Origin of the sequence: Polaromonas sp. (assembly GCF_035638815.1) — a bacterium.
Lineage (GTDB): Bacteria > Pseudomonadota > Gammaproteobacteria > Burkholderiales > Burkholderiaceae_C > Polaromonas.
In genome coordinates, this window is the sequence record NZ_DASQZG010000015.1 from 83,267 (window position 1) to 107,132 (window position 23,866).

25 protein-coding genes and 1 pseudogene are annotated in these 23,866 nt (G+C 59.3%); 12 read left to right on the top strand and 14 right to left on the bottom strand.

Annotation, left to right across the window (positions count from 1 at the left end; genetic code table 11):
• Positions 1-105: 105 nt before the first annotated feature.
• Together VE934_RS10140 and VE934_RS10145 are read left to right on the top strand one after the other, a co-directional pair.
• On the top strand, positions 106-1,983 hold the full coding sequence (locus VE934_RS10140) for a monovalent cation:proton antiporter-2 (CPA2) family protein (protein ID WP_324887015.1): 1,878 nt from the start codon (positions 106-108) through the stop codon (positions 1,981-1,983).
• 73 nt (positions 1,984-2,056) lie between these two features.
• A complete protein-coding gene (locus VE934_RS10145) occupies positions 2,057-2,596 on the top strand; it encodes a hypothetical protein (RefSeq protein WP_324887017.1) in 540 nt (179 codons plus the stop codon).
• Positions 2,597-2,674: 78 nt separating this feature from the next.
• On the opposite strand, the gene VE934_RS10150 is transcribed toward VE934_RS10145, so the two are convergent.
• The 7 genes and pseudogenes from VE934_RS10150 to VE934_RS10180 form a co-directional block, all read right to left on the bottom strand.
• Positions 2,675-3,190, bottom strand: coding sequence for a disulfide bond formation protein B (locus VE934_RS10150; RefSeq protein WP_324887019.1), 516 nt, complete (start codon positions 3,188-3,190; stop codon positions 2,675-2,677).
• 185 nt (positions 3,191-3,375) lie between these two features.
• Positions 3,376-3,657: a hypothetical protein gene (locus tag VE934_RS10155; RefSeq protein WP_324887021.1), complete on the bottom strand. Its 282-nt coding sequence runs from the start codon at positions 3,655-3,657 to the stop codon at positions 3,376-3,378.
• Between the two features lie 164 nt (positions 3,658-3,821).
• Entirely contained in the window at positions 3,822-4,907 is a 1,086-nt protein-coding gene (locus tag VE934_RS10160; protein WP_324887023.1) for a sulfate ABC transporter ATP-binding protein, read from the bottom strand.
• A gap of 111 nt (positions 4,908-5,018) precedes the next feature.
• Positions 5,019-6,023, bottom strand: a complete 1,005-nt coding sequence (gene cysW, locus VE934_RS10165) for a sulfate ABC transporter permease subunit CysW (protein WP_324887025.1) — start codon at positions 6,021-6,023, stop codon at positions 5,019-5,021.
• The gene (gene cysT / locus VE934_RS10170; protein ID WP_324887027.1) at positions 6,020-6,901 is read right to left on the bottom strand and encodes a sulfate ABC transporter permease subunit CysT; all 882 of its coding nucleotides are present in this window, start codon (positions 6,899-6,901) and stop codon (positions 6,020-6,022) included. The genes cysW and cysT overlap by 4 nt, the downstream gene beginning before the upstream one ends.
• Before the next feature lie 3 nt (positions 6,902-6,904).
• Positions 6,905-7,897: a sulfate ABC transporter substrate-binding protein gene (locus tag VE934_RS10175; RefSeq protein WP_324887030.1), complete on the bottom strand. Its 993-nt coding sequence runs from the start codon at positions 7,895-7,897 to the stop codon at positions 6,905-6,907.
• Positions 7,894-8,488, bottom strand: a pseudogene (locus VE934_RS10180) (RBBP9/YdeN family alpha/beta hydrolase). The gene VE934_RS10175 and the pseudogene VE934_RS10180 overlap by 4 nt, the downstream one beginning before the upstream one ends.
• Before the next feature lie 408 nt (positions 8,489-8,896).
• Between VE934_RS10180 and VE934_RS10185 the strand changes: the two are divergent.
• Positions 8,897-9,841, top strand: a complete 945-nt coding sequence (locus VE934_RS10185; protein ID WP_324887032.1) for a YihY/virulence factor BrkB family protein — start codon at positions 8,897-8,899, stop codon at positions 9,839-9,841.
• 209 nt (positions 9,842-10,050) lie between these two features.
• Positions 10,051-10,308, top strand: coding sequence for a hypothetical protein (locus VE934_RS10190; RefSeq protein ID WP_324887034.1), 258 nt, complete (start codon positions 10,051-10,053; stop codon positions 10,306-10,308).
• On the opposite strand, the gene alkB is transcribed toward VE934_RS10190, so the two are convergent.
• From alkB to VE934_RS10220, 6 genes are all read right to left on the bottom strand, one after another.
• A complete protein-coding gene (gene alkB / locus VE934_RS10195) occupies positions 10,305-10,958 on the bottom strand; it encodes a DNA oxidative demethylase AlkB (RefSeq protein ID WP_324887036.1) in 654 nt (217 codons plus the stop codon). The genes VE934_RS10190 and alkB overlap by 4 nt on opposite strands.
• 21 nt (positions 10,959-10,979) lie before the next feature.
• A complete protein-coding gene (locus VE934_RS10200) occupies positions 10,980-11,672 on the bottom strand; it encodes a 2OG-Fe(II) oxygenase (RefSeq protein ID WP_324887038.1) in 693 nt (230 codons plus the stop codon).
• Between the two features lie 194 nt (positions 11,673-11,866).
• The gene (locus VE934_RS10205) at positions 11,867-12,376 is read right to left on the bottom strand and encodes a hypothetical protein (RefSeq protein WP_324887040.1); all 510 of its coding nucleotides are present in this window, start codon (positions 12,374-12,376) and stop codon (positions 11,867-11,869) included.
• 18 nt (positions 12,377-12,394) lie between these two features.
• A complete protein-coding gene (locus VE934_RS10210; protein WP_324887042.1) occupies positions 12,395-13,555 on the bottom strand; it encodes a zinc-dependent alcohol dehydrogenase in 1,161 nt (386 codons plus the stop codon).
• A 129-nt stretch (positions 13,556-13,684) separates the two neighbouring features.
• On the bottom strand, positions 13,685-13,915 hold the full coding sequence (locus VE934_RS10215) for a hypothetical protein (RefSeq protein WP_324887044.1): 231 nt from the start codon (positions 13,913-13,915) through the stop codon (positions 13,685-13,687).
• A gap of 189 nt (positions 13,916-14,104) precedes the next feature.
• Positions 14,105-15,133 (bottom strand): sulfate ABC transporter substrate-binding protein, encoded by a 1,029-nt coding sequence (locus tag VE934_RS10220; RefSeq protein WP_324887045.1) that lies wholly within the window; start codon positions 15,131-15,133, stop codon positions 14,105-14,107.
• A 147-nt stretch (positions 15,134-15,280) separates the two neighbouring features.
• Here VE934_RS10220 and VE934_RS10225 point away from each other — a divergent pair, with 147 nt between their 5' ends.
• Positions 15,281-15,553, top strand: a complete 273-nt coding sequence (locus VE934_RS10225) for an oxidative damage protection protein (protein ID WP_324887047.1) — start codon at positions 15,281-15,283, stop codon at positions 15,551-15,553.
• 136 nt (positions 15,554-15,689) lie between these two features.
• The gene (gene mnmC / locus VE934_RS10230; RefSeq protein WP_324887049.1) at positions 15,690-17,552 is read left to right on the top strand and encodes an FAD-dependent 5-carboxymethylaminomethyl-2-thiouridine(34) oxidoreductase MnmC; all 1,863 of its coding nucleotides are present in this window, start codon (positions 15,690-15,692) and stop codon (positions 17,550-17,552) included.
• A gap of 41 nt (positions 17,553-17,593) precedes the next feature.
• On the opposite strand, the gene VE934_RS10235 is transcribed toward mnmC, so the two are convergent.
• Positions 17,594-18,394, bottom strand: coding sequence for a response regulator (locus tag VE934_RS10235; RefSeq protein ID WP_324887051.1), 801 nt, complete (start codon positions 18,392-18,394; stop codon positions 17,594-17,596).
• Positions 18,395-18,586: 192 nt separating this feature from the next.
• Here VE934_RS10235 and VE934_RS10240 point away from each other — a divergent pair, with 192 nt between their 5' ends.
• The 6 genes from VE934_RS10240 to VE934_RS10265 form a co-directional block, all read left to right on the top strand.
• A complete protein-coding gene (locus tag VE934_RS10240; protein ID WP_324887052.1) occupies positions 18,587-19,378 on the top strand; it encodes a sulfite exporter TauE/SafE family protein in 792 nt (263 codons plus the stop codon).
• A 25-nt stretch (positions 19,379-19,403) separates the two neighbouring features.
• Positions 19,404-21,227 (top strand): nitrite/sulfite reductase, encoded by a 1,824-nt coding sequence (locus tag VE934_RS10245; RefSeq protein WP_324887054.1) that lies wholly within the window; start codon positions 19,404-19,406, stop codon positions 21,225-21,227.
• 10 nt (positions 21,228-21,237) lie between these two features.
• Positions 21,238-21,633, top strand: a complete 396-nt coding sequence (locus tag VE934_RS10250; RefSeq protein WP_324887055.1) for a DUF934 domain-containing protein — start codon at positions 21,238-21,240, stop codon at positions 21,631-21,633.
• 5 nt (positions 21,634-21,638) lie between these two features.
• Positions 21,639-22,259: a phosphoadenosine phosphosulfate reductase family protein gene (locus VE934_RS10255; protein ID WP_324887057.1), complete on the top strand. Its 621-nt coding sequence runs from the start codon at positions 21,639-21,641 to the stop codon at positions 22,257-22,259.
• Positions 22,260-22,262: 3 nt separating this feature from the next.
• The gene (gene cysD, locus VE934_RS10260; protein WP_324887059.1) at positions 22,263-23,219 is read left to right on the top strand and encodes a sulfate adenylyltransferase subunit CysD; all 957 of its coding nucleotides are present in this window, start codon (positions 22,263-22,265) and stop codon (positions 23,217-23,219) included.
• Positions 23,219-23,866: GTP-binding protein (locus VE934_RS10265; protein WP_324887061.1), on the top strand; the 648-nt coding region annotated here is incomplete at its 3' end. The genes cysD and VE934_RS10265, both read left to right, overlap by 1 nt.

The following is a 23,866-nucleotide window of genomic DNA, read 5'->3' on the forward strand; positions in this document are numbered from 1 at the left end:
AGAGGGAAAGTCGGCGAGTGTGCCACACCCGGCGCCACCGCCTTGACAACAAACTCCGCTACCATCCTCAGCTCTTATTTCCACAACGCGGCGCTCGGGAGTTTCATGGCAGTTGAACAAGGCAGTGAGCTGGTCAAAGTGGTGGTTTTGCTGGGTGCTGGCGTGTTGGCTGTGCCAATCTTCAAACGCCTTGGCTTGGGCTCGGTTCTTGGCTATCTGGCCGCCGGACTGGCGATAGGCCCATTTGGCCTTGCATTTTTCAGCGAAGCCGGGACCATCCTCCACATCGCCGAACTCGGCGTGGTGATGTTTCTTTTTGTCATCGGCCTGGAAATGCAGCCCACCCGCCTATGGACGCTGCGCCGGCAGATTTTTGGCCTGGGGTTGCTGCAAGTTGCCGTGTGTGGCGCGCTGCTGACCGCGCTGGGAGTCGTGGGAGGGCTTAAGCCGGTGGTGGCCTTCATCGCAGCCATGGGTTTTGTGCTCTCGTCGACAGCGATCGTGATGCAGCTTCTTGACGAACGGGGGGACACCTCCACACCGCGCGGACAGCGAATGGTGTCCATCCTGCTGCTTGAAGACCTTGCCATCGTGCCCCTGCTGGCCATCGTGGCCTTCCTGACGCCTGCGCCCGCCGATGGTACAGGCGTCTCGCGCTGGGTTGCAATCGGGGCGGCGCTGGTCGCCGTTATGGGTCTGGTAGCGGTCAGCCGCTGGCTGCTCAACCCCCTGTTCCGAGTGTTGGCCAAGGCCAAGGCGCGCGAGGTGATGACAGCTGCGGCACTGCTGGTGGTACTGGGCGCGGCGCTGGCCATGCAATGGGGTGGTCTCTCCATGGCGCTCGGCGCGTTTGCTGCGGGGGTGATGCTCTCAGAGTCCACCTTCCGCCATCAGCTTGAAGCCGATATCGAGCCTTTTCGCGGAATCTTGCTGGGCCTGTTTTTCATGGGTGTTGGCATGTCGCTGGACCTGAAACTGGTTATGGCTGACTGGCCGCTGATCCTGGGAGGCGTGCTGGCCTACATGTCACTCAAGGCGGCGGGCATTTATGCGGTGGCACGCGTCACCCGCTCCAGCCATGCAGACGCACTGCAACGCATGGCTTTGATGGCCCAAGGGGGCGAATTTGCCTTTGTGCTGTATTCGGCAGCCGCTGCCGCCGGAATTGTCGAGGCCAATGTCAATGCCGCGCTGACCGCAGCCATCATCATCTCGATGGCGTTGACACCGCTGGCAGTATTTGCCCTGCGCTGGGTCACGCCCGCCAAGGCCGAGCAAGACATGGAAGGCGTGGAGGTGGCACAAGGCCTCAAGGGCAGTGTGCTCATCATCGGCTTCGGGCGCTTTGGGCAAATCGCCAGCCAGGCTCTGCTGGCGCGCGGCATTGATATTGCCATCATTGAAAACGACACCGACATGATTCGCGCAGCGGCGCGGTTTGGCTTCAAGGTGTATTACGGCGACGGCACCCGGCTGGACGTTCTTCACGCCAGCGGCGCGGGACACGCGCGCGCCATCCTGGTCTGCGTGGACAAAAAGGAAGCGACGACGTGTGCGGTAACGCTGATTAAACATGCCTTCCCCCTGACTCCGGTGCTGGCGCGCGCCTACGACCGGCAACACGCCATCGAGTTGATGCGCCTGGGCGTGGACTATCAGCTACGGGAAACCCTGGAGTCCGCCCTGGCCTTCAGCGCTGAAGCCCTGCGGCAATTGGGGGTGATGGAAGTAGACGTTGCCGAAGTGGCCGAGGATATACGCCGACGCGACAGCGAACGCCTCCAGCTCCAGATGGGGGGTGACATCAGCGCCGGTATCAACCTCATGCACGGCGGCCGGTGGACACCCACCCCCCTGACCAAACCGCAGCGCTCTGCCAAGGCCCTGAACGAGGAAGCAGCCGAGGCCATGGAATCCCAGGTAGAGGACGGGTTAGCCGAGAGTACCGCAGAGAGCCAAAACCCGGTGAAGCCAGCCGCGTAAACAGGCCTTTTGCCTACAGACCGCTCAGCCTGGCGCAGTGACCATAAGACTTCCGTTTTTTGGAGTCTTGAATATGCGTACCCGAACCATTGTTCTGATTGTGGCCATCCTGTTGGTGGCCGGATTTGCGGCACTGAATGTCGATGAATTTACCCGCTCATCCCTGTTAAGCGTCGGTTTTGCCACCGTGCAGGCACCGCTGGGTTTGTTGCTACTGGTTCTGCTGCTTGCTGTGATGGCGATGTTTCTCGCGACCACGCTTTATATGCAGGGCAGGCATCTGCTCGAGACTCGCCAGTACGCAAGGGACCTGACGACGCAACGTGATCTTGCCGACAAGGCAGAAGCTTCGCGCTTTACCGAACTGCGGCAATTTCTCGATGCCCAGACAGCAACTGCCCTGAACCGGGAGTCCGCACAGGCAACTGTCCTGGCTGAACGGCTGGCGCAAACCCAACAAGTCCTCATCGACAAAATTGAACAGTCTGAAAACGCAACGGCAGCTTACATCGGCGAGCTGGAAGACCGGATGGAGCGCCGCGATGTGGCCAACAAGCCACCCGTGCTCGCTGATGAGCCCGTTCTGTACAAGCAGTCGCCGCAAACCGTTTAAGTAGCCGCCCGCAACGTTTCCGACCCTTCGACAAGCCGAGGGCGAAAGGACAAGAAACTTACGATTATTCGGGCCGGATCAATATGCGGCGGGCTTGCGTGATCGCGACACCAGCAGAGCCAGCATGACCAAGGCGATGGCCACAAAACACAAGAATGACCAGTTGGCGATTGAAAGGCCCAGGAAGGTCCAGTCTATCTTTGTGCAATCGCCGCTGCCTTTGAAGATCATGGGGATGGCGCGTTTGAGTGGAAAAGTCTCAATCATCCCGTAAAAATCACGCCCGCAAGAGGCCACCTCAGGCGGATACCACTGGAGGAAACTCTGGCGTGCGGCCACAAAGGCGCCGAACGCCGAAAACAGCAACGTGACCAATGCCCCCGTGAGAAGCAAAGCGCCCCGCTTTGTTATGGCAGTCAGGCCGCAGCTCAGGGCAACCAGAATCAGTGCGTAGCGCTGGACGATGCACATGGGGCACGGCTCGAGCCCAACAACGTGCTGCAGATACAAGCCAAAGGCCAGCATTGCCAGACAAGCGACACACACCAGACCAAACACGCGGCGCGGTGCCGTCGCCAGAAAATTGAAAAGCATCACGACCTTGTTAATTCAGGAAATTCCCGAAGGTTCGTGAGTTTAGTGGGAGATTAGTTCCCGAGTCTGAACACGACTTGTTGGCGCGCACAGATGGCGGGACCGGGGAACAAAGATATGCCGCAAATACGGCGATACCAGCGCACAAGAGCGGGTTTACGCCCGCTCTTGTGGCGACATGATGTTTACTTCTTGTCAGGCGCCGGAGTAACGGTCACGGTAGGAACCGAAATGGTTTTTTCTTCGGTTTTCACTGTTGGCACTGTCACGGTCTTGTCCGTGGTACCGACTTTGACGTCAGGAGGTGTCACGTCATATTTGGGCAGAGTGACGTCACCCTCTTTGGTCTTGGTCACTTCCACTTGAGGAACGGTGACATTGCCCTCCTGGGTTTTTTTAACGTCGCAGGCTGTCAGGCCGATGGCACCGAGAGAAACAACGGCAATGGCGAGAGTGGTTTTCAGCATAAAGGCTCCCAATGTTGGAAAACTGATGGTTAATAAAAGGTGTGTTTGTTCCCTCGAACAAGACACCTTGAATAAATTTTCCCCTTGGTTTGCACGCCCAAGCTGTAGGGCGACGTCTTACAAAATTGTGCGAAGAAGCCGCTTCGCCGCACTGCCAAAAACCACTAAATTCCCTCTCCCGCATCCACGAAGACCCGCGCATGGCGCGGGCTCAACACCAGCATGTCACCCTCACGCAAGCCCATCTCCCGGTATTGCTGCGAAGGGATTTGCGCCTCAATCAGAGGGTCGGCTCGCTGACTTTCCTCCGAAGGCATCAATTCAAGACGCGCAATGGGACCAATAACGATGGCGCGGCTCAGTTGCACGGCGATGCCTTCTGCCCCGGGGGAGTAGCGCTGCACATCAAAGTCATGCGGTCGCACGTAAGCAAACGCTTTGGCGTTTTGCGCGCCAAGGAGCTCAGGAGAGTCCAGACGCATGCCTTCCAGCTGGATCTTGCCCTCATGCGCCCTGCCCTGAAACAGGTTCACGTCGCCCAGAAAACCGTATACAAACGGGCTGGCCGGGTGATCCCAGACCTGCTGGGGGGAACCAATCTGCTCGACCTTGCCCTGGTTCATCAGCACCACGCGGTCTGCAACCTCCAGCGCTTCCTCCTGGTCGTGCGTCACAAAAATGCTGGTGACATGCAGGTCGTCGTGCAGCCGGCGCAGCCAGCGACGCAACTCCTTGCGCACTTTGGCGTCCAACGCGCCAAACGGCTCGTCAAGCAGCAGCACCTTGGGCTCTACCGCAAGGGCACGCGCCAAAGCTATGCGCTGACGCTGCCCACCCGAAAGCTGTGACGGGAAGCGGTCAGCCAGCCAATCCAGTTGCACCAGACTCAGCAAATCGTGCACCTTCTTTTTGATTTCAGCCTCACTCGGACGTAGCCCACGTGGTTTTACCCGCAGCCCGAAAGCCACGTTTTCAAACACTGTCATGTGGCGAAACAGCGCGTAGTGCTGAAACACAAAGCCAACCTGCCGCTCACGCACATGCACATCGGTCGTGTCTTCGCCACTGAACAAAATACTTCCCTGATCGGCTGTCTCCAGCCCGGCAATGATGCGCAGCAAGGTCGTCTTGCCGCAGCCCGATGGACCCAGCAAGGCAACCAGTTCGCCAGATTCAATGTCCAGGCTCACATCGCCCAGCGCCTGAAAGTTGCCAAAATGTTTGCTGACGTTGCGGATTTCAATGCTCATGATTTTTCTTTCTGTCTTTCCCGTTCGGGCTGAGCCTGTCGAAGCCTGCCTGTGGGAAAAGGAGACCCTTCGACAAGCTCAGGGCGAACGGTGGGTAGTTATGTTTGACATCTAAGCACTGGCGGCGATGACCGCTGTTTTTGATGCCGGGGGCCGCTCGGGCGGCAGTTCGGCTGCCGCTTTAAGCTCCTGTGCGGCGCGCCACTCGGCCACCGACTTGATGACCAGGGTGACCAAAGCCAGCAGGGCCAGCAGCGAAGCGACAGCAAACGCAGCCACCGACTGGTATTCGTTGTACAAAATTTCCACGTGCAGGGGCAGGGTGTTGGTCTGCCCCCGGATATGGCCGGAGACCACAGATACAGCACCAAACTCGCCCATGGCCCGCGCGTTGGTCAGGATCACGCCATACAGCAGACCCCACTTGATGTTCGGAAGCGTTACATGCCAGAAGGTTTGCCAGCCGGTGGCGCCCAGCACGATGGCGGCCTGCTCCTCGTCGTTCCCCTGGGCCTGCATGAGCGGGATCAACTCCCGGGCAATGAAAGGAAAGGTCACAAACACCGTGGCCAGCACAATGCCCGGCACTGCAAAAATAACCTTGATGTCGTTGGCCAGCAGCCATGGGCCGAACCAGCCATTGGCTCCGAAGACCAGCACGTACATCAGACCCGCCACCACGGGGGACACCGAAAACGGCAGGTCCACCAGCGTGGTCAGAAAGGATTTGCCACGAAACTCGTATTTGGCAATGGCCCAGGACGCGGCCACACCAAACACCAAATTGAGCGGCACCGCAATCGCGGCGGCAATCAGTGTGAGTTTGATAGCCGACCAGGCGTCGGGCTCTTGCAATGCGGCGAGGTAAGCGCCGAATCCCTTGCGCAAAGCCTCGGTGAAGACTGCGGCCAAGGGCAGCACGAGAAAGAGGAAGAGAAAAACCAGCGCAATCCCGATCAGGGTGTACCGAACCCACGGCGCCTCCGTGGTGCCGGAGCGAACTGCGGCCGTGCGCCGCGAAGGGCCACCCGGAGCAGGCACAGCCCCTCGTTCTTGTGCAAGGGGCGGCGCATTGCCGGAGGCTCGCGCAGCGACAAGCGTGGGGGCCTGTTTCATGCTGGTGCTCCCGTGTTGCGCCGTTGCCAGGCTTGCAAAGCATTGATGATCAGCAGCAAAGCAAAGGAAATAACCAGCATCACGACAGCCACGGCGGTTGCGCCGGCATAGTCGTACTGCTCAAGCTTGCCAATGATGATCAGCGGTGTGATCTCCGAGATCATGGGCATATTGCCGGCGATGAAAATGACCGAGCCGTATTCCCCAATGGCGCGCGCAAAAGCCATGGCAAAGCCGGTCAGCAACGCAGGCGCAATGTGCGGAAGAATCACCTTGGTAAAAATCTGCAGACGGGTTGCGCCCAATGCCGTAGCGGCTTCCTCAAGCTCTTTTTCAGCGTCTTCCAGCACCGGCTGAACCGTGCGCACCACGAATGGCAGGCCGATAAAAATGAGCGCAATCACCACACCTGCCGGCGTAAACGCCAGCTTGATGCCCATGGGCTCCAGGTATTGGCCCAGCCAGCCGTTGCTGGCCAGCAAAGCCGTCAGTGAGATGCCGGCCACTGCAGTCGGCAGCGCAAAGGGCAGGTCCACCAACGCATCAATGATTTTTTTGCCGGGAAACTTGTAGCGCACCAGCACCCAGGCGACCAGCAGGCCAAAAACCAGATTGACCAGCGCCGCGATCAGCGACGCGCCAAACGTGAGACGGTACGAGGCCATCACGCGCGGCGAGGTTACTGCGGTAACGAACTGATCCCAGCTCAGCGAGAAAGTCTTGAAAAGCAGCGCAGACAAAGGGATCAGAACAATAATGCTCAGGTAAAACAGGGTGTAGCCCAGCGTCAGGCCAAAGCCTGGCAGGACTCTTTTGGCGGCGCGCCGCACCGGTGCGGCTGCAGGAGGATGCGCCGCAGAAAAAATGGCTGCAGTCATCGATCAGCGAACGGTGTAGAGCTTGTCGAACTGGCCGCCGTCATTGAAGTGCACTTTTTGCGCTTCGCCGAGTGATCCGAAATAGTCCTTGACCGTGAACAGCCGCAGCGGCTTGAAGGTGCTGGCGTATTTTTTCAGCACGGTTTGCGAGCGCGGACGCAAGGCATGGCGTGCAGCGATTTCCTGTGCTTCTTCCGAATAAAGGTAATCAAGGTAGGCCTTGGCGAGTTCCGTCGTGCCTTTTTTGGCGACCGTACGCTCCACCACAGCCACCGGGTTTTCTGCCACGATGCTGGACGACGGATACACCGCATCAACCTTGCCCTCACCAAACTCGCGGTTGATGGAGACCACCTCGGATTCAAACGTCACCAGCACGTCGCCGGTATTGCGCTGCAGAAAGATGCTGGTTGCGTCGCGCCCGCCCTTGCCAAGCACAGGCACGTTTTTGTAGAGCTTGCCAACAAACTCGGCTGCCTGCGCGTCGGTACCGCCCTTTTTCCGTACATAACCCCAGGCGCCCAGATAGGCATAACGACCGTTGCCGCCGGTTTTGGGGTTGACCACCACCACCTGAACGCCAGGCTTGATCAGGTCGTCCCAGTCCTTGATGTTTTTTGGATTGCCATTGCGCACCAAGAACAACATGGTCGAGGTGGTTGGCGACGCGTCGTTGGGAAAGCGCTTGGCCCAGTCTTTGGCCACCACGCCTGTGCCTGCCAAAAATTCAATGTCGGTGGTGGTGTTCATGGTCACCACGTCAGCCTCCAACCCGTCGTTGACCGAGCGCGCCTGCGCGCTGGAGCCGCCGTGCGACTGGTCGATCTTGATGTCTTTGCCGGTCGTTTTTTTGTAGTGCGCAACAAAGGCGGTGTTGTAGTCCTTGTAGAACTCACGGGCCACGTCGTAAGAGACGTTGAGCAAGGTCTGGGCCGAAGCCAGGCTGCTGGAGGCCAGTGCGAGTGCGGCCAGAACAAGTTTGAATTTGGAAGTCATGCGTTTACCAGGGAGGAAAGTGAGGAGGAAGAAGTTGAAGAGGAAATAGGTGAATGCAGCTGTATGGCCACCGGCGCATCTGCCGCCAGCGACTGCAACAGGGCCACGCCCAGCGGCCATTCGCCGTGGCCGGACTCGATGTTGATATGGCCGCCGTCCTGGATCCGAACAAATTCGCTGCCCCAGGCACGCGCATAAGCGCCCGCCAGGCGCACCGGGCAATACGGGTCGTTGCTGCTGGCTACCAGCACGCTGCGGTAAGGCAGCTTTTGGTAAGGCACGGGCGCAAAGTCGCTGAGGATGGCGCGTCGCTCGGGGTCGGCCGGGGCCACCAGCAAAGCGCCCTGGATGCACGCCGCAGCTTCAGCAGGAAGATGCGCTGTGGCGATGCATCCAAGACTGTGGGCTACGACGATGACGGGACTCCGCTGCGCAAGAATGGTGTTGGCCAGCGTTGACACCCATGCCTGCTGCGAAGGCGTGATCCAGTCGTCCTGCTGCACGCACGGCGCCCTCCAGGCGCTCAGCCCACAGGCTTTGCCAGTGGCCGGGGCCGGAGTCGCGCCAGCCGGGGACGATGATGAAACGCACTTGTCTCCTCGACCTTTAGCGGCGGACCAACTGAATGCGATGAATAACGGGGACGGGAACGATCATGAAAACTCCGGCCAATGCATATTCGAAAAACGCATTTTGGGGAGTTGTTCTTAAAACTCAAAAGAATATATCGTTCTTAATTTATGCCCGATTCGTACTAAGAGAGCACTTCCGCACTGCCTGCGACGCGTAACGGTCCCAGCAAAACTGCCGCCGTCAACGCAGCCGATGTTGAAATCAAGGCCTTGCCCGCCACGGAGGCCTACCAGCCAAACACCCGCGAGGCAGCCCGAGCGGCCCGGCCCGGATGGGGCCGACGCCTACATCAGACGCAAAAGCAGGCTGACGGCTTCAGAGCGCGGCCTTTGCAACACTGGCGCCTCGGCATAAACCGGGATCGCCATGAAACTTCAGCGCTTTTATCAGCTCGCCAAAAAATCAGTTTTTGCATGGATCGACGATTACGCACCCAGCATGGGCGCCGCCATTTCTTACTACACGGTGTTTTCGATTGCGCCGCTGCTCCTCATCGTGATTGCCGTGGCCGGACTGGTCTGGGGTCGGGACGCGGTGCAAGGCGAAATCGTCGCCCAGCTCTCTGGGTTGATTGGGGATGAAGGGGCCAAAGGGGTTGAGGCCCTGATTAAAAGCGCCAACAAGCCGGCCAAGGGTCTTGTGGCTACCGGCGTGAGCATTGTGGTGCTGATCATTGGCGCCACCACGGTGTTTGCCGAGCTTCAAAGCGCGCTGGACCGGGTATGGCAAGTGCCTGAAGAGCAAAAAAAGAGGTCTGGCATCTGGGACACACTGCGCAGCCGCTTGCTCTCGCTAGGTTTTATTCTGGGTCTGGCTTTTCTGCTGGCTGTGTCACTCGTGGTCAGTGCGGGACTGGCCGCCTTTGGCGGGTGGGCCAACGGCCTTCTTCCCGGCTGGGAGGTGCTGCTGCAGATTATCAACATGTTGATTTCCCTGGGCGTAGCCACGGTGCTGTTTGCCATGATTTTCAAGATCATGCCGCAGGCAAAGGTGAGCTGGCGCGACGTATGGATTGGGGCCGCCGTAACCGCTGTTTTATTTGAAATCGGCAAGGCGCTGATTGGCCTCTATATTGGTAAAAGCAGCGTCACTTCCTCGTTCGCAGCGGCAGGTTCGCTTGTGGTGCTGTTGCTGTGGGTGTATTACTCGGCACAGATCTTCCTGCTGGGCGCCGAGTTCACCTGGGTCTACGCCCACGAGCATGGCTCGCATGCGGACAAGCCTCAGCCGGAAGCGTTGCCTCCGCGTCGCAGTGCCAATGCGGATGCGCCGGCGGCTGGAAAGCGGACTGAGCCAGTCCCCACGAAGTAAAGCGCGATAAGCCGTTTTGCTACATGTTTAGTAGCATTAGCCGACCGTTCTATATGGGCTAGAGGCATTTTTTTACCCTCCTCGTCCCCCCTGCAAGCTGAGACCTGCTCGCCAGGATTGGCCATCCAAACCGGTCCTTTGCGGGTTTGATGGACTGTACGCAGGGCAGCCGCTCCGCTACCCTTGTCGGATCTTCAGGAGGGAATCCCATGGATGCGTTCTTTGATGTCGAAGACCACGGCGAATGGCTGAACTTTTCAATGCTGCACGCGGGCGTGAAAATTCCAGTCAGGATTTCACGCGGGGCCATGGAAGATCACTTTGGCGCGATGCAGGGGCCGGACTCCCTGAAAAAAGCCTACGAACTCGACGCTGAAATGATTCACGCGCGGGCTTTGGACGTGATGGTGGCGGGCGTAACTTACACCGCAGACAACCCACTGCTGCTCAAGACAGAAGATTTCTAGCCGGCACGACGAAAAGTCAGGTTGATGCGGCGCCTGCCCAGCAAGGGGTGCTCGCCATCGGCCAGCGGTGCCACACCGTGGTAGGCCAGACGCGCCGGTCCACCCCAGACCACCACGTCCCCATGAACCAGGCGATGGCGTTGCGGCTTGTCGCTGCGACTGCCGGTGCCAAACAGAAAAGTTGCTGGAAGCCCCAATGAGACCGAAACAATGGGCGCTGAAAAATCTTTCTCGTCCTTGTCCTGATGCAGCGAAAGCTTCGCGCCTGGCTCATACATGTTGACAAGGCAGGCGTCGGGCTGAAAACGTTGGTACCCGGCCTGCACCGCTGCCTCCACAGCCAGATCCATCCAGCAAGGCGGAATCACAGGCCACGGGCGTACTGACAAGGGATCCAGCGCCTCATAACGATAGCCGCTGCGGTCTGAAACCCAGCCGAGCGGGCCGCAGTTGCTCATGGCAACCGACATCGTGTAACCACCGGGTGTGGTCAAGTGGCGTAGCGTAGCGCTGGCAATGACGTCCTCTAACCCCCGCAAGAGTGCCGCGTCAACGGCCCTCGCAAGGCCATGCAAGAGCATTGCGCCCGGTGCCATCACCGTCTGCGCGCCCTTTTCCGGCGCCATGTCTTCAAAAAGTTCAGCAGTCACCGCTTGATTGCATGCGCCGGGCTACTGCGCATCATGAAAAATAATGCCCAGTGTGTGGCGCTGGCCTGAGCGCAGCTGACTCACGCCGTGGCGCATGTTGACACGGTAAAAGCCCCGGCTCCCCTGCACCGGCCGGTGATGCACGGCGAAAACCACGGCATCACCTTGGGTCAATGGCACCACCTCAGCCCGCGACTGCATGCGCGGGCGTTGCTCGGTCACTACAAACTCCCCACCTGTGAAGTCCGCGCCAGGCTGCGACAACAACACGACCACCTGCAGCGGAAACACGTGCTCCCCATACAGATCCTGGTGCAGGCAGTTGAAGTCGCCCTCTTCATAACGCAACAGCAGCGGCGTAGGCAGGGTTTGACCGGCAGCATGGCAGCGCGCGAGGAAGGCGGCGTGATCTGGCGGGAAACGAACCGGAATATCCATTGCTTCGTTCCAGGCGTTGGCAACGCCCACCAGTTGTGGGTACAACGCGGTACGCAGCTCTTGCACCAGCTCCGGGAGTGGGTAGCTGAGATACTGGTATTCACCTTTGCCAAAACCGTAGCGCGCCATGACCACGCGGCTTCGAAAGCGGGTGTTTTGGGGATACAGCTTGACGATGTCGCGGCACTGTTCAGGGCTCAGCAACCGCGGCAAAACGACATTGCCGCTGTCCTTCAGCTTGCGAATGGATGGGCTCCAGTCAATGCCGCTCAACATGCTGGCGAGTCAGGAAGATGGTCAATAACAAGATGCATGGCTCAAGTCTGCCCCATGCCACACCGCTACGCCAGCCAAAAACGGACACCTGCAGATGTTTATGACGTTTTTGGCACCTGGCCCTTTAAACACGGGAATAGTTTGCTATCGATGTCGTAGCACTCTCGCTGATTGCCAACAATCCCGCCATTGCTTCAGCGTCGGCGTGATCGCATCCACAAGACGATCAACACGCCAGCTGCGGAAGCGACAGCCACCTTGGTCACAAAGGCCGGTCGATTGTGTTTGAACTCTGCCTTGATACCCATCTCGGCGAAGACGTTGGGAATGTGACCTTTCTTGAGGTCAGAACCCAAACCCTCCACAACATTGACCCGATCGGCGAACAGAAGAATCATCCAGTGGCGGATGTCGTTTTCGCTGAACCGAAAGGCGAAACGTCGCAGCATGCCGCTCAGACCCGAGGGCGGCAGCGTGGTGCCGAACAGGGGCGTCATCGCAGGCCGCTCGCTGGACAGCAGGACCTCAACGTTCTGCTCTTGCGGCACGGGTTCGTGCTGATGCGCGCCCTCCAGTCGCGCCGGCATGCGTTCCATCGGATAGGCGGGACGATCTGCATGGTCAAGGTCTGCCCCCCAGCCCGGGATGTGGGCGTATTTCGCAGGGATTTCCCGGGGCGCCTGAATGCGTGTTGCTGTGTCCATGGTGCGTGTCCTTGTTGGTCAGGCTGCGGCCATGGCGCGCGGCGGAATCAGCACAGTCTTGATGCAGTTATCAAGCTTGCTGGAGAAGATGTGATACGCGTCCGAGACTTCTTCGAGCGGCACGCGATGGGTGATCACCTCGCTGGGTTTGATACGGCCAGCCTGGATGTGCTCGATCAGACGCGGTAGATGGCGCTTGACGCTGGCCTGGTTCATGCGAAGCGTCAGGCCCTTGTTGATGGCGTTGCCAATCGGAATCGCGTTGAACGTGGGGCCATACACGCCAACAATCGACACCCTGCCGCCTTTGCGCACGCTGTTGATACACCAGTGCAACACGGTGGCCGCCCCACCCTGCAGCTTGAGTTTGACGCCGGTCAGCGACTGCGCAAAGCTGCCCGCTGCCTCACAACCCACCGCGTCAATACACACGTCTGCGCCCAGCCAGTCGGTCATCTTTTTGATATGGATGGCCATGTCGGCCACGTCCTTGAAGTTGACGACTTCGCACTGCGCAAATTTCTTGACAAACTCCAGCCGATACTCCACATGGTCCACCACAATGACGCGGCCCGCTCCCAACAGCCACGCCGACTTGGCGGCAAAAATGCCAACCGGCCCGGCGCCAAATACCACCACCGTGTCGCCCTCTGCAATATCACCCATTTCTGCCGCCTGATAACCCGTTGGGTAAGCGTCGGTAAGCAGCACCGCGTCGTCCAGGTCCAGGTCAGAAGGGATGACGGTTGGCCCGACATCAGCCATGGGCACGCGGACATATTCAGCCTGGCCGCCGTCATAACCGCCCGTGGAGTGCGAATAGCCGTAAATACCGCCTATGGCGCTGGCCTCTGGATTGGTGTTGTGGCAGTTGCTGTAAAGCTCGCGCTTACAGAAATAGCAGGAGCCGCAAAAAACGTTGAATGGCACCAGCACGTGGTCGCCAACCTTGAGGTTTTGCACCGCTGTGCCAACCTCTTCCACCACGCCTGTGAATTCATGGCCAAAGGTCGAACCGACCCGTGTATCGGGCATCAGCCCGTGATAGAGGTGCAGGTCTGACCCACAAATGCACGAGCGTGTGACGCGGACAATGGCGTCACCCGGGTGTTCAATTTGTGGATCGGCTTTTTGCTCAGCGCGGACCCGGTAAGGCCCGCGGTAATTCATGGCCAGCATGGAAGCTCCTTGGATGGGGAAACTTCCACTCTAGAAATGCGACCCACTCAGGCGAGTAGGACGCTTCCGACGCTGAACGTGCGCCTCTACTAAGGCTGGCTAACGCCTCAGGAGTTCAAATCCGGGAAATCAGCCTGCAGCCTCATCCAGCGCCTTGCAGGAAGGCGAGCAAACCGCATGGGATTTGCCCAGGACTTTGCGTGTACCCATCAGGGAACGGGGGCGGTGCTTACCGCACATGAAACAGGACATGGTGGCGGCGCCAAAGGAGGCGGAGGCTACGAAGGGAGAACCCGACACCTTTGACTTGTAGCGCAGCCCGTCTGCGAGTACGGTGGTTTTGGCATCAGCTCTGGCCATGGTGGCTCCTTCTATGTGGTTGTGGCGCCGTCGCGCCTAGCCAGTATTTTAACCGGATTCATGAGCCAAAACCGGCACTGGCCCAATAACCATAAGCGCAGGCAGCTATTTTTTTTATAGCAAATAATACCGCCCCGCCGGGGCTCTCCCGCCTACAAACTCACTGGGCTGCCACTTTTCGACATGTGATTATTTGTTTTTGTAGATTTGGTCAAAACTGGCGCCGTCGATGAAGTGCTCGTTGTTGGCCTTCGCCCAGCCACCAAAAGCCTGATCAATGCTGAAGAGGTTCAGTTTGGGAAACTGTTTCGCGTACTTGGCAATGGCCTTTTGCGAAACAGCCGGACGATAGAAGTTTTTGCCAGCAATGTCCTGGCCTTCTTCGGAGTAGAGAAACTTCAGGTATTCCTCTGCAACTGCGCGGGTGCCCTTTTTGTCTACGTTTTTGTCCACGACTGCAACGGCTGGCTCGGCCAAAATGCTGATGGACGGAGCCACCACATCAAACTTGGCGCCAAATTCTTTCTCAAGCAGGTAGGCCTCGTTTTCCCAGGCAATTAGAACGTCGCCCTGGGCGCGCTGGGCAAAAGTGATGGTGGAGCCGCGTGCGCCAGTGTCCAGAATCGGCACATTGCCGTACAGCTTGGCCACAAACTCTTTGGCTTTGGCATCACTGCCGTATTTGCGTTTCGCAAACTCCCAGGCGGCCAGGTAGTTCCAGCGCGCGCCGCCGGATGTTTTAGGGTTGGGCGTGATGACCTTGACGTCAGGGCGAATCAGATCATCCCAGTCCTTAATGCCCTTGGGATTGCCCTCGCGCACAGCCAAGACGATGGTCGAGGTGTAAGGCGAGGAATTGTGCGGCAGCTTCTTCTGCCAATCGGCAGCCAGCCAGCCGCCGTTCTTGACCAGCGCATCGGTGTCGCCTGCCAGTGCCAGGGTGGCCACATCGGCATCCAACCCGTCAATAATGGAGCGGGCCTGCTTGCCCGAGCCGCCGTGGGATTGCTTGATGGTGACGTCCTGGCCGGCCTTGGCCTTCCAGTGCTTAGCGAATGCGGCGTTGTACTCAACATACAGTTCGCGCGTAGGGTCGTAAGACACATTGAGCAATGTCACTGGGGGTTTCTGGGCCAGCGCAACGGCGGCTGACCCTGCCAGGCCCACGGCCAATGCCAGGTGGACGGAAACATTCATAAAATGGCGGCGTGTAGTCATGGTCTGCTTTCTTGTTCCAGGTGCATTTGCATGCGATTTAAATAAGAAAATGGATTCTGGAAGCATCGAGCCAAAACAGGAACGAATAAAAAATCGTTTCTTAATACCCAGATCATCTATAACAACCCCGTCACGAAAGAATTCCTAATGGCACGCACCGTCAATTGCATCAAGCTCGGCAAGGAAGCCGAAGGTCTGGACTTTCCGCCCTACCCCGGCCCTTTGGGCAAACGCCTCTGGGAAGAAGTCAGCAAACAAGCCTGGGCGGACTGGATGAAGCAGCAAACCATGCTGGTCAATGAAAACCGCCTGAATCTGGCAGATGCACGCGCCCGCCAATACCTGGCCCGGCAGATGGAGCAGCATTTCTTTGGAAGTGGTGCGGACAAGGTTCAGGGATACGTTCCTCCGACTGAGTAATTAGGGCCCCCACGCTTGTCGCTTCGCGTGCCTTCGGCAGTGCGCTGCCCCTTGCACGAAAAAGAGGGGCGCTGCGCCTGCGGACTGGCAAAGCCAGATCCGCGGCCCATGCTGGTCTGGATCCGGAAACCGCACCGTGGCTGAGCCGATCGAATGGCTAGAAGACGGCACACCTTACAGCCCGCGCTACGGCGACCGCTACCGCAGCGAGTTGGGCGGATTGGCGCAATCGCGCGAAGTTTTTTTGCACGGTTGCGGACTTCCCGCAGCATGGGCTGACCGGCCGCAATGGCGCATCCTGGAGACGGGCTTCGGTCTGGGGCTGAACTTTCTCGTCACCTGGCAAGCGTGGAAGGCCGACCTGCAGCGCCCTCGCCTGCTGCATTTCGTGTCCACCGAAGCCCATCCAGCCAGCGCGGCTGACGTGTTGCGCGCAGCGGCCGCACATCCCGAGTTGATGCCTCTGGCTGAGCAGCTTGCGGCGCAGCTGTGGGGGCTTCTACCGGGTTTTCATCGCCTGGTGTTTGAAGAGGGACGCGTTCTGCTGACCCTCTGTATTGGGGACACCAAAGCCGTGCTGCGCGAGCAGGTGTTTGAAGCTGACTCTGTATATCTGGACGGATTCAGCCCATCCAAAAATCCCGACATGTGGGACCTGCACACCCTTAAAGCCGTAGCGCGGTGCTGCCGCCGTGGCACTCGCGTTACCAGTTGGACCGTCGCCCGCTCGGTGCTGGACGGCCTGACCCATTGCGGCTTCTCGGTCACCAAAACAGCCGGCCTTCCGCCCAAACGGGACAACCTGCACGGCGAGTTCAACCCGCGGTGGGCGCCGCGCAAGGCGGAGCGGCCCGCGGCAGTGACGCCGACAACCTGCATCGTCATAGGCGGTGGTCTGGCTGGCGCGGCCGTTGCAGCCAGCCTGGCCAGACGCGGCTGGCAGGTAGAGGTGCTTGATTCAAACGAAGCGCCAGCCGGTGGAGCCTCTGGCCTGCCAGCTGGCCTGCTGGTGCCGCATGTCTCGCCAGACGACAGCTTGTTGTCGCGCCTGTCGCGCTGCGGGGTGCGCGCAACGCTGCAACAGGCGCAAACCTTGTTGCAGGAATGGAGCGACTGGCAGGCAAGCGGCGTACTGGAGCTTCGGCTGGACAACAGCCGCGGCCTGCCGTCCGACTGGAGCGAAGCGGGAAGCGATTGGAGCAGCCTCGCCACAAGAGCGCAAATCGGGTCCGCGACCTCAACGTCTGCTTCAGCTTGCTGGCACCGAAAAGCAGGCTGGATCAAACCGGCCCGATTGGTTGAAGTCCTCTTGTCGCAGCCGGGCATTCAATGGCGGGGCAACGCGGACGTATCGCAGTTGCAGCGCGACGCCACTACCGGGCTTTGGCATGCGCAAGATGCGAACGGCGGCAGCCTTGCGAAGGCCGATCTGGTGGTGCTGGCGGCGGGGTATGCAAGCAAGCTGTTGGTAGATGGCGGACTTCCTTTGCAAGCCATCCGCGGACAGGTGTCCTGGGGCTGGCGGGATGGCGAGGACACCGCATTTCCAGCTTTTCCAGTTAACGGTAACGGGAGCTTTATTCCCGACGTACCAACGCACGAAGGCAGGATGTGGCTGTGCGGCGCCAGCTTTGAGCGGGACCAGAACAACACGGAGTTGCGCCCGGACAATCAACAAGAGAATCTGTCACGGCTGCAATCCTTGCTGCCAGCCGTAGCTTCCCAACTGGCTAATGAATTTCAGAAGGGCACTGCCTTGGCCTGGGCTGGCGTGCGCTGTGCCTCACCCGACCGGTTGCCTTTGGTGGGGGCAGTAGATGGAGACCTGTTGCCGGGCTTGTGGACCAGCACGGCCATGGGTTCGCGCGGGCTGACCTTTGCCGTGCTGTGCGCCGAACTGCTGGCAGCTCAACTGCATGGCGAACCGCTTCCGGTTGAATCACGCATGGCCCGCGCGCTGTGGGCCGGTCGTTTTCGCATTCGGGGGCCAGGGTATTAAGCCGTTTCGGCGCCTCGCCCTTTAACCACGGTCAATGTTAGCTATACTTTTTGTAGCAACTCATTGAGACGGGCCGGTAGCAAGGGTTTCTTCAAACTCGCCTCTGCGCCGGCAAACCAGGCTCGCCAACCCTGGTACCAGGCCAGCTTTGTGCCAGTAACCCACACATGAGCAATGACAGGACGGGTGCGCTCAATGGTTTGCATCAATTGCCAGCTGTCCATGTCGCCCAGCTCGAGGTCTACGGTGATCAGGTGGTAATGACGCCGCCGCAAAAACTCCAGTGCTTCCGCACCACTTGACGCTTCATCAATTTCAAACAAGCCCGCAGTCGCCAGTTTGGCTCTGAGGTAAAGCCGGTCCTCCCGATTTTGATCGACCACCAACACCCGGCGCTCCGGTTCGGGAGGGAGCTCAGGCTCCAGTTCGGAGGGTGCGGTGTTGTCCTCTTCGTCAAACTGCACGCGCATGTCTTCTTCGTGCAGAAGATCCAGATCAATGGGGGCGTCGTCCATGGAAGCTTGAGGCGGAGGTGAAAACTCCTCGTCCATGGACTCAATCACCGCTGACCACTTCACCGGGGCAGGAAAAACCCGCCACGCATGAGCCGGTGCATCCACTCCCACCCAGATCAGCTTGAGGCCATCATGTACAGGATTGGCCAACTCCAGCACCGCCTCCCAGCTGTCGCCCTCAATCAACAGAATGTCGGGCTCGTCCGTGGACTCCGGAGTCCAGGCCGAATAAACGGTGTCGCGCGATTCGGACAGACGAAACACGGTTTCCAGCGAGCGAAGCTCGGTTTCATTGAACCCATAGAACTTGACGGAAACCTTTTTCACACCGCTCCTCGTTGTCATTTTTGATTGATTATGGGGCCGCCACGATGGCGTTCCGCAAGACGCTCTTTATGAGCTAGCGCCTCAATATCGTCCCGTATGCCGCATAAACACTGGGGAATAAGCTTATCCGCATAAGCGCTGAACAAAACTGTAGTTTGTTTTTATATGCCTCAGTTTTACAGTCTCCGGCTTATGCACGATTTCGCTTTTGTATTTGCTGGGTTTGCCGTGGGTCTCATCGTGGGGCTGACCGGCGTCGGTGGGGGCTCCCTGATGACGCCGCTGCTGATCTTCTTTTTCGGTGTCAAGCCGCACCTCGCCATCGGTACCGACCTTCTGTTTGCTGCTTTTACCAAGATGGGAGGCACTGTGAGCCTGGCGCGCCAACGGATTGTGCCGTGGCGCCTGGTGGGCACCCTTAGCGCAGGCAGTATTCCGGCGGCTCTGGTTACCTTGTACGTGTTGCATACCCTGGGACCCGGCAATCCGGCTGTGCAGCGCGCCATGACCATGACCTTGGGCGTCGCCCTGCTGCTGACCGCCGCCGCCACGCTTTACAAAGCCATTCGCGGCAAGCAGATACTTCGCGGCATTCCGGATGCAGAGCTTGCGCAGGCCACCCGGCCACGGCACTGGAGCCTGCCCATTCTTTTTGGTGCCTTGATCGGTACGCTTGTCACCTTGACATCCGTCGGCGCGGGGGCCATCGGCGTCACCGCATTGATGCTGCTGTATCCTCTGCTGCCTCTGCCCCGCATCGTCGCTGCGGATATTGCCTATGCCGTTCCCCTCACGCTGGTGGCGGGTCTCGGGCATGCATCCCTCGGATCCGTCGATTGGCCACTGCTTGCCAAGCTGCTGCTCGGCTCGTTGCCCGGCATCTGGCTGGGCTCGCGACTGGTGCAGAAGACTCCCGACCGCGTCATTCGCTCGCTGCTCTCTGTGCTGCTTGCTTATGCCGGCGTCAAATTAATCGCCATCTGAATCCACTTTTTGATCTCTGACAGCCATGTATCAATACACCGAATTTGACCGCCAGTTCGTCCAGGCACGCGCTGACCAGTACCGTGACCAGCTCACCCGCTGGCAAGCTGGCCAGTTGCCTGAAGACGAGTTTCGCCCCTTGCGTCTGCAAAATGGCTGGTATGTCCAGCGTTATGCACCCATGCTGCGTGTGGCCGTTCCTTATGGCGAGCTCTCGAGCGCGCAGGTGCGCGTGCTGGCCAAAATTGCACGCGAGTACGACCAGCCCAATGCCGCGCTGTTTAATGAGGCGCAAGCAGCGCAAGACAAGCTCGGCCCGGTCAACCTCAAAAACGGCCTCTCGGTTGCGTCCAAGTTGACTACCGGCTACGCCCATTTCACAACGCGCCAGAACGTCCAGTACAACTGGATTCCCCTGGATAAATCTGCTGACGTGATGGACCTGCTGGCCAGCGTCAACATGCACGGCATCCAGACCAGCGGCAATTGCATCCGCAACATCACCAGCGACGAGCGGGCGGGCATTGCCGTTGATGAAATCGCCGATCCGCGTCCGTTTGGCGAAATCCTGCGTCAGTGGAGCACGTTGCATCCCGAGTTTGCATTCCTTCCCCGCAAGTTCAAGATCGCCATCAGCGGCGCCCTTGAAGACCGCGCCGCAACGGCCTGGCATGACGTCGGCCTGTACATGGTCCGCAATGCCGATGGTGAGCTGGGCTTCAAGGTGCTGGTGGGTGGCGGCATGGGTCGCACCCCGATCACCGGGACTGTGGTCCGCGAGTTTTTGCCGTGGCACCAGATCATGAATTACCTGGAAGCAGTTGTCCGTGTGTACAACCGCTACGGCCGCCGCGACAACATGTACAAGGCGCGCATCAAGATTCTGGTCAAGGCAGAGGGCCAAAAATACATCGACGATGTCGAAGCTGAATACAAGCAGATCATGGAGCACGACGGTGGCCCGCACACCATCACCCAGGCAGAGCTGGACCGCGTAACAGCCTGCTTTGTGCCTCCCAAGCTCAACTGCGACCGCAAGAGTGCTGACGCCAAAATTGCGAATATCCTGCGCGCCGCGGCTGAAGACGATGTTGAGTTTGGCCGCTGGCTCAAGCAAAACGTGGCGCCGCATCAAAACCCTGATCTGCGCGCAGTGACGCTGTCATTCAAACGTCTGGGGCAAGCCCCTGGCGATGCCACTGCCGATCAGCTCGACATAGCGGCCGACCTGGCGGATCAGTTCAGCGCAGGTGAAGTGCGCGTCACGCACGATCAGAACCTGCTGCTGCCATGGGTGCGTTGCGACGAATTGCCAGAGCTCTGGCGCGCCGCCCGCAAGGCTGGTTTTGCCAAACCCAACATCCGACTGTTGACAGACATGATTGCCTGCCCGGGCGGCGACTTCTGCTCGCTGGCCAATGCGCGCTCCATCCCGATTGCAGAAGCCATCACCGAGCGTTATCAAGACATGGACGAGCTGCACGACCTGGGCGAGATCGACCTGCACATCAGCGGCTGCATCAACTCCTGCGGTCACCACCACAGCGGCCATATCGGCATTCTGGGTGTGGATAAAGACGGCCTGGAGTGGTACCAGGTGTCGCTGGGCGGCTCCGATGGTTCCGCACTGAGTGGCAACCCGGTTCCCGGCAAGGTGGTGGGGCCCTCGTTCTCTGCGGCTGAAGTGCCTGAGGTGATCGAGGCTGTGCTGGACACCTACCGCAGCCAGCGCGAAGCAGGCGAAACCTTTATTTCAACCCTGCGCCGCGTCGGCATGGATCCTTTCAAGGAAGCCGCCAAGGGCGCACGCTTTCCCGCTCCTGCCACCGTGGCTGCTGTAGCCGCCTGAGGAGAACCACATGAAACTTTTGCCATTTGCCGATCACGTTGCCACCGAAAACACCGCCGTTCTGGTGCTCGCCAACGACGCCGACCCGTTGCTGGTCTCGCTTGAAGGCGTGACCCGTATCGACCTTCATTTTCCAAAATTCTCCGACGGCCGCGCCTTTAGCCAGGCCTTTTTGCTCCGCCGCCGACGTGAGTTCAGCGGTGAAATCCGCGCCACCGGCGATGTGCTGGCCGACCAGTTGGCCCAGATGGAACGCAGCGGCTTTGACGTTGCAGTGCTGCGCGCCGACCAGGACAGGGCCATTGCCGAGCGCGTGCTGGCGTCCTACCCCGGGCACAAAGTGGGCCGCTACCAGGGTGACGCGGTACAAGTACAACCACATTTCACCGAGACGGCGGCTGCCTGAACACCATGACTCTCGACCTTGCAAAAATCAACGCAGAACTAGGCCGCAATGCACAGGGCCTGGTGGACTGGGCCATAGCACTGAGCCGGCCAGCCATCGTCACCACCAATTTTCGCCCCTTCGAGGCTGTCATCCTGCACATGGTAACGCGCGCCAACCCTCGCGTTCCGGTGGTATGGATGGACAACGGCTACAACACCGAGGCCACTTACCGCTTTGCCGACGAAGTGACCAAGCTGCTCAAGCTGGACCTGCACATTTACTTGCCGCGCCGCTCTCGCGCGCACCGCGAAGCCGTAGAGGGGTCGACCCCGGCGCTGGATGATCCCCGCCATGCGGCCTTCACCGAAGAGGTGAAGCTCGAGCCCTTTACCCGCGCCCTGCGCGAAACTGCGCCGCAGGTCTGGTTCACGGCCTTGCGCGCTACCGACACCGCCGTACGCGCCCAGATGGATCCCATCAGCGTCAACCCCGACGGTCTCATCAAGGTCGCGCCGCTCCTGCACTGGTCGTCCAAAGAGCTCTACCAGTACTGTGAGACCCATGGCCTGCCCAATAATTTTGACTACGTTGACCCCACCAAGGGCGAGGACAACCGCGAATGCGGTCTGCACCTTGCACACTGACTTATGAACGCCCGTACACCATCCAAACTGTTGCCAGCCGACCCGGAGCTCTCCATCGCCCGGCTGTCCAATTCTCACCTCGATGCCCTCGAGGAAGAAACCATCTTTATCCTGCGCGAAGTGGCGGCAGCTTTTGAGCGCCCCGCCCTGCTGTTTTCAGGCGGCAAGGACTCGCTGGTCATGCTCAAGTGCGCCGAGAAGGCCTTCGGTGTGGGTCGTATTCCCTATCCGCTGTTGATGATCGACACCGGCCACAACTTCCACGAGGTCACGGATTTTCGCGACTTGCGCGCAAAAGAATTGGGCGCCGAACTGATCGTGCGCAACGTTGAAGATTCCATGAAGCGTGGCACCGTGCGCCTGGCCCACCCCGGCGAATCGCGCAATGTGCACCAGTCAGTGACGTTACTGGAAGCCATTGACGAATTCCGTTTTGACGCGCTGATAGGCGGCGCTCGCCGCGACGAAGAAAAGGCCCGCGCCAAAGAGCGCATCTTCTCGCACCGCGACAGCTTCGGCCAGTGGCAACCCAAGGCCCAGCGGCCCGAGCTCTGGACGCTGTTCAACACCCGGATTCAGCCCGGAGAACACTTCCGCGTGTTCCCAATCTCCAACTGGACCGAGCTGGATGTGTGGCAATACATCGAGCGCGAGCAGATCGCTCTGCCCTCGCTCTACTACGCTCACCAGCGCAAAGTGGTGGAGCGCAAAGGCTTGCTGGTGCCGGTGACCGAGCTGACACCCGCGCGCGAGGGTGAAGTGGTGGTTGAAAAAACCGTGCGTTTCCGCACTGTGGGCGACATCACATGCACCTGCCCGGTGGACAGCCCGGCTGCAACAGCGGCGCAAATCGTGATTGAAACACTGGCTGCCGACGTGAGCGAACGGGGCGCAACGCGCATGGATGACAAAACCTCCGACGCTTCGATGGAAAAGCGCAAGAAAGACGGGTACTTTTGATGAGCACTACTGATTTGATAGCTGAAAGCGCCCGATTAACGAGGGCTACAGGCCAAAATGACTTGCGGTCTGCGCTGAAATTTATCACCTGCGGGTCTGTCGATGACGGCAAAAGCACCTTGATTGGCCGCCTGCTGGTGGACAGCAAAGCTGTGCTGCAAGACCACCTGGCCGGCGTGCAACGCCAGGGGGAAACCGATCTGGCGCTGTTGACGGACGGCCTGAGCGCCGAACGCGAGCAAGGCATCACCATCGATGTGGCCTACCGCTACTTCTCCACCGAAAACCGCAAGTTCATCATTGGCGACGCGCCTGGCCATGAGCAGTACACACGCAACATGGTTACCGCAGCGTCCAGCGCTGACGCCGCTGTTGTGCTCGTCGATGCCACCAAGCTGGACTGGAAAAACCCGTCCATGGAGCTGTTGCAGCAAACCCGCCGCCACTCGCTGCTGGTTAACCTGCTGCGGGTGCCCTCCATCGTGTTTGCCGTGAACAAGCTTGACGCTGTGGATGACTCCACGGTGGCGTTCAAAAACATCAGTGCAGCGCTAACCGCCTTCGCCAAGGCCGCGAAAATTCCAGTCAAAGCCGTCGTGCCCATCTCTGCGCTGATCGGCCACAACGTGGTGGATGCCAAACCAGGC

Bases quoted from the DNA above. Each gene is read 5' to 3' on its own strand.
- VE934_RS10140 (WP_324887015.1), top strand. From the start codon at position 106: ATGGCAGTTGAACAAGGCAGTGAGCTGGTCAAAGTGGTGGTTTTGCTG.
- VE934_RS10145 (WP_324887017.1), top strand. From the start codon at position 2,057: ATGCGTACCCGAACCATTGTTCTGATTGTGGCCATCCTGTTGGTGGCC.
- VE934_RS10150 (WP_324887019.1), bottom strand. From the start codon at position 3,190: ATGCTTTTCAATTTTCTGGCGACGGCACCGCGCCGCGTGTTTGGTCTG.
- VE934_RS10155 (WP_324887021.1), bottom strand. From the start codon at position 3,657: ATGCTGAAAACCACTCTCGCCATTGCCGTTGTTTCTCTCGGTGCCATC.
- VE934_RS10160 (WP_324887023.1), bottom strand. From the start codon at position 4,907: ATGAGCATTGAAATCCGCAACGTCAGCAAACATTTTGGCAACTTTCAG.
- cysW (WP_324887025.1), bottom strand. From the start codon at position 6,023: ATGAAACAGGCCCCCACGCTTGTCGCTGCGCGAGCCTCCGGCAATGCG.
- cysT (WP_324887027.1), bottom strand. From the start codon at position 6,901: ATGACTGCAGCCATTTTTTCTGCGGCGCATCCTCCTGCAGCCGCACCG.
- VE934_RS10175 (WP_324887030.1), bottom strand. From the start codon at position 7,897: ATGACTTCCAAATTCAAACTTGTTCTGGCCGCACTCGCACTGGCCTCC.
- VE934_RS10185 (WP_324887032.1), top strand. From the start codon at position 8,897: ATGAAACTTCAGCGCTTTTATCAGCTCGCCAAAAAATCAGTTTTTGCA.
- VE934_RS10190 (WP_324887034.1), top strand. From the start codon at position 10,051: ATGGATGCGTTCTTTGATGTCGAAGACCACGGCGAATGGCTGAACTTT.
- VE934_RS10200 (WP_324887038.1), bottom strand. From the start codon at position 11,672: ATGTTGAGCGGCATTGACTGGAGCCCATCCATTCGCAAGCTGAAGGAC.
- VE934_RS10205 (WP_324887040.1), bottom strand. From the start codon at position 12,376: ATGGACACAGCAACACGCATTCAGGCGCCCCGGGAAATCCCTGCGAAA.
- VE934_RS10210 (WP_324887042.1), bottom strand. From the start codon at position 13,555: ATGCTGGCCATGAATTACCGCGGGCCTTACCGGGTCCGCGCTGAGCAA.
- VE934_RS10215 (WP_324887044.1), bottom strand. From the start codon at position 13,915: ATGGCCAGAGCTGATGCCAAAACCACCGTACTCGCAGACGGGCTGCGC.
- VE934_RS10220 (WP_324887045.1), bottom strand. From the start codon at position 15,133: ATGACTACACGCCGCCATTTTATGAATGTTTCCGTCCACCTGGCATTG.
- VE934_RS10225 (WP_324887047.1), top strand. From the start codon at position 15,281: ATGGCACGCACCGTCAATTGCATCAAGCTCGGCAAGGAAGCCGAAGGT.
- VE934_RS10240 (WP_324887052.1), top strand. From the start codon at position 18,587: ATGCACGATTTCGCTTTTGTATTTGCTGGGTTTGCCGTGGGTCTCATC.
- VE934_RS10245 (WP_324887054.1), top strand. From the start codon at position 19,404: ATGTATCAATACACCGAATTTGACCGCCAGTTCGTCCAGGCACGCGCT.
- VE934_RS10250 (WP_324887055.1), top strand. From the start codon at position 21,238: ATGAAACTTTTGCCATTTGCCGATCACGTTGCCACCGAAAACACCGCC.
- VE934_RS10255 (WP_324887057.1), top strand. From the start codon at position 21,639: ATGACTCTCGACCTTGCAAAAATCAACGCAGAACTAGGCCGCAATGCA.
- cysD (WP_324887059.1), top strand. From the start codon at position 22,263: ATGAACGCCCGTACACCATCCAAACTGTTGCCAGCCGACCCGGAGCTC.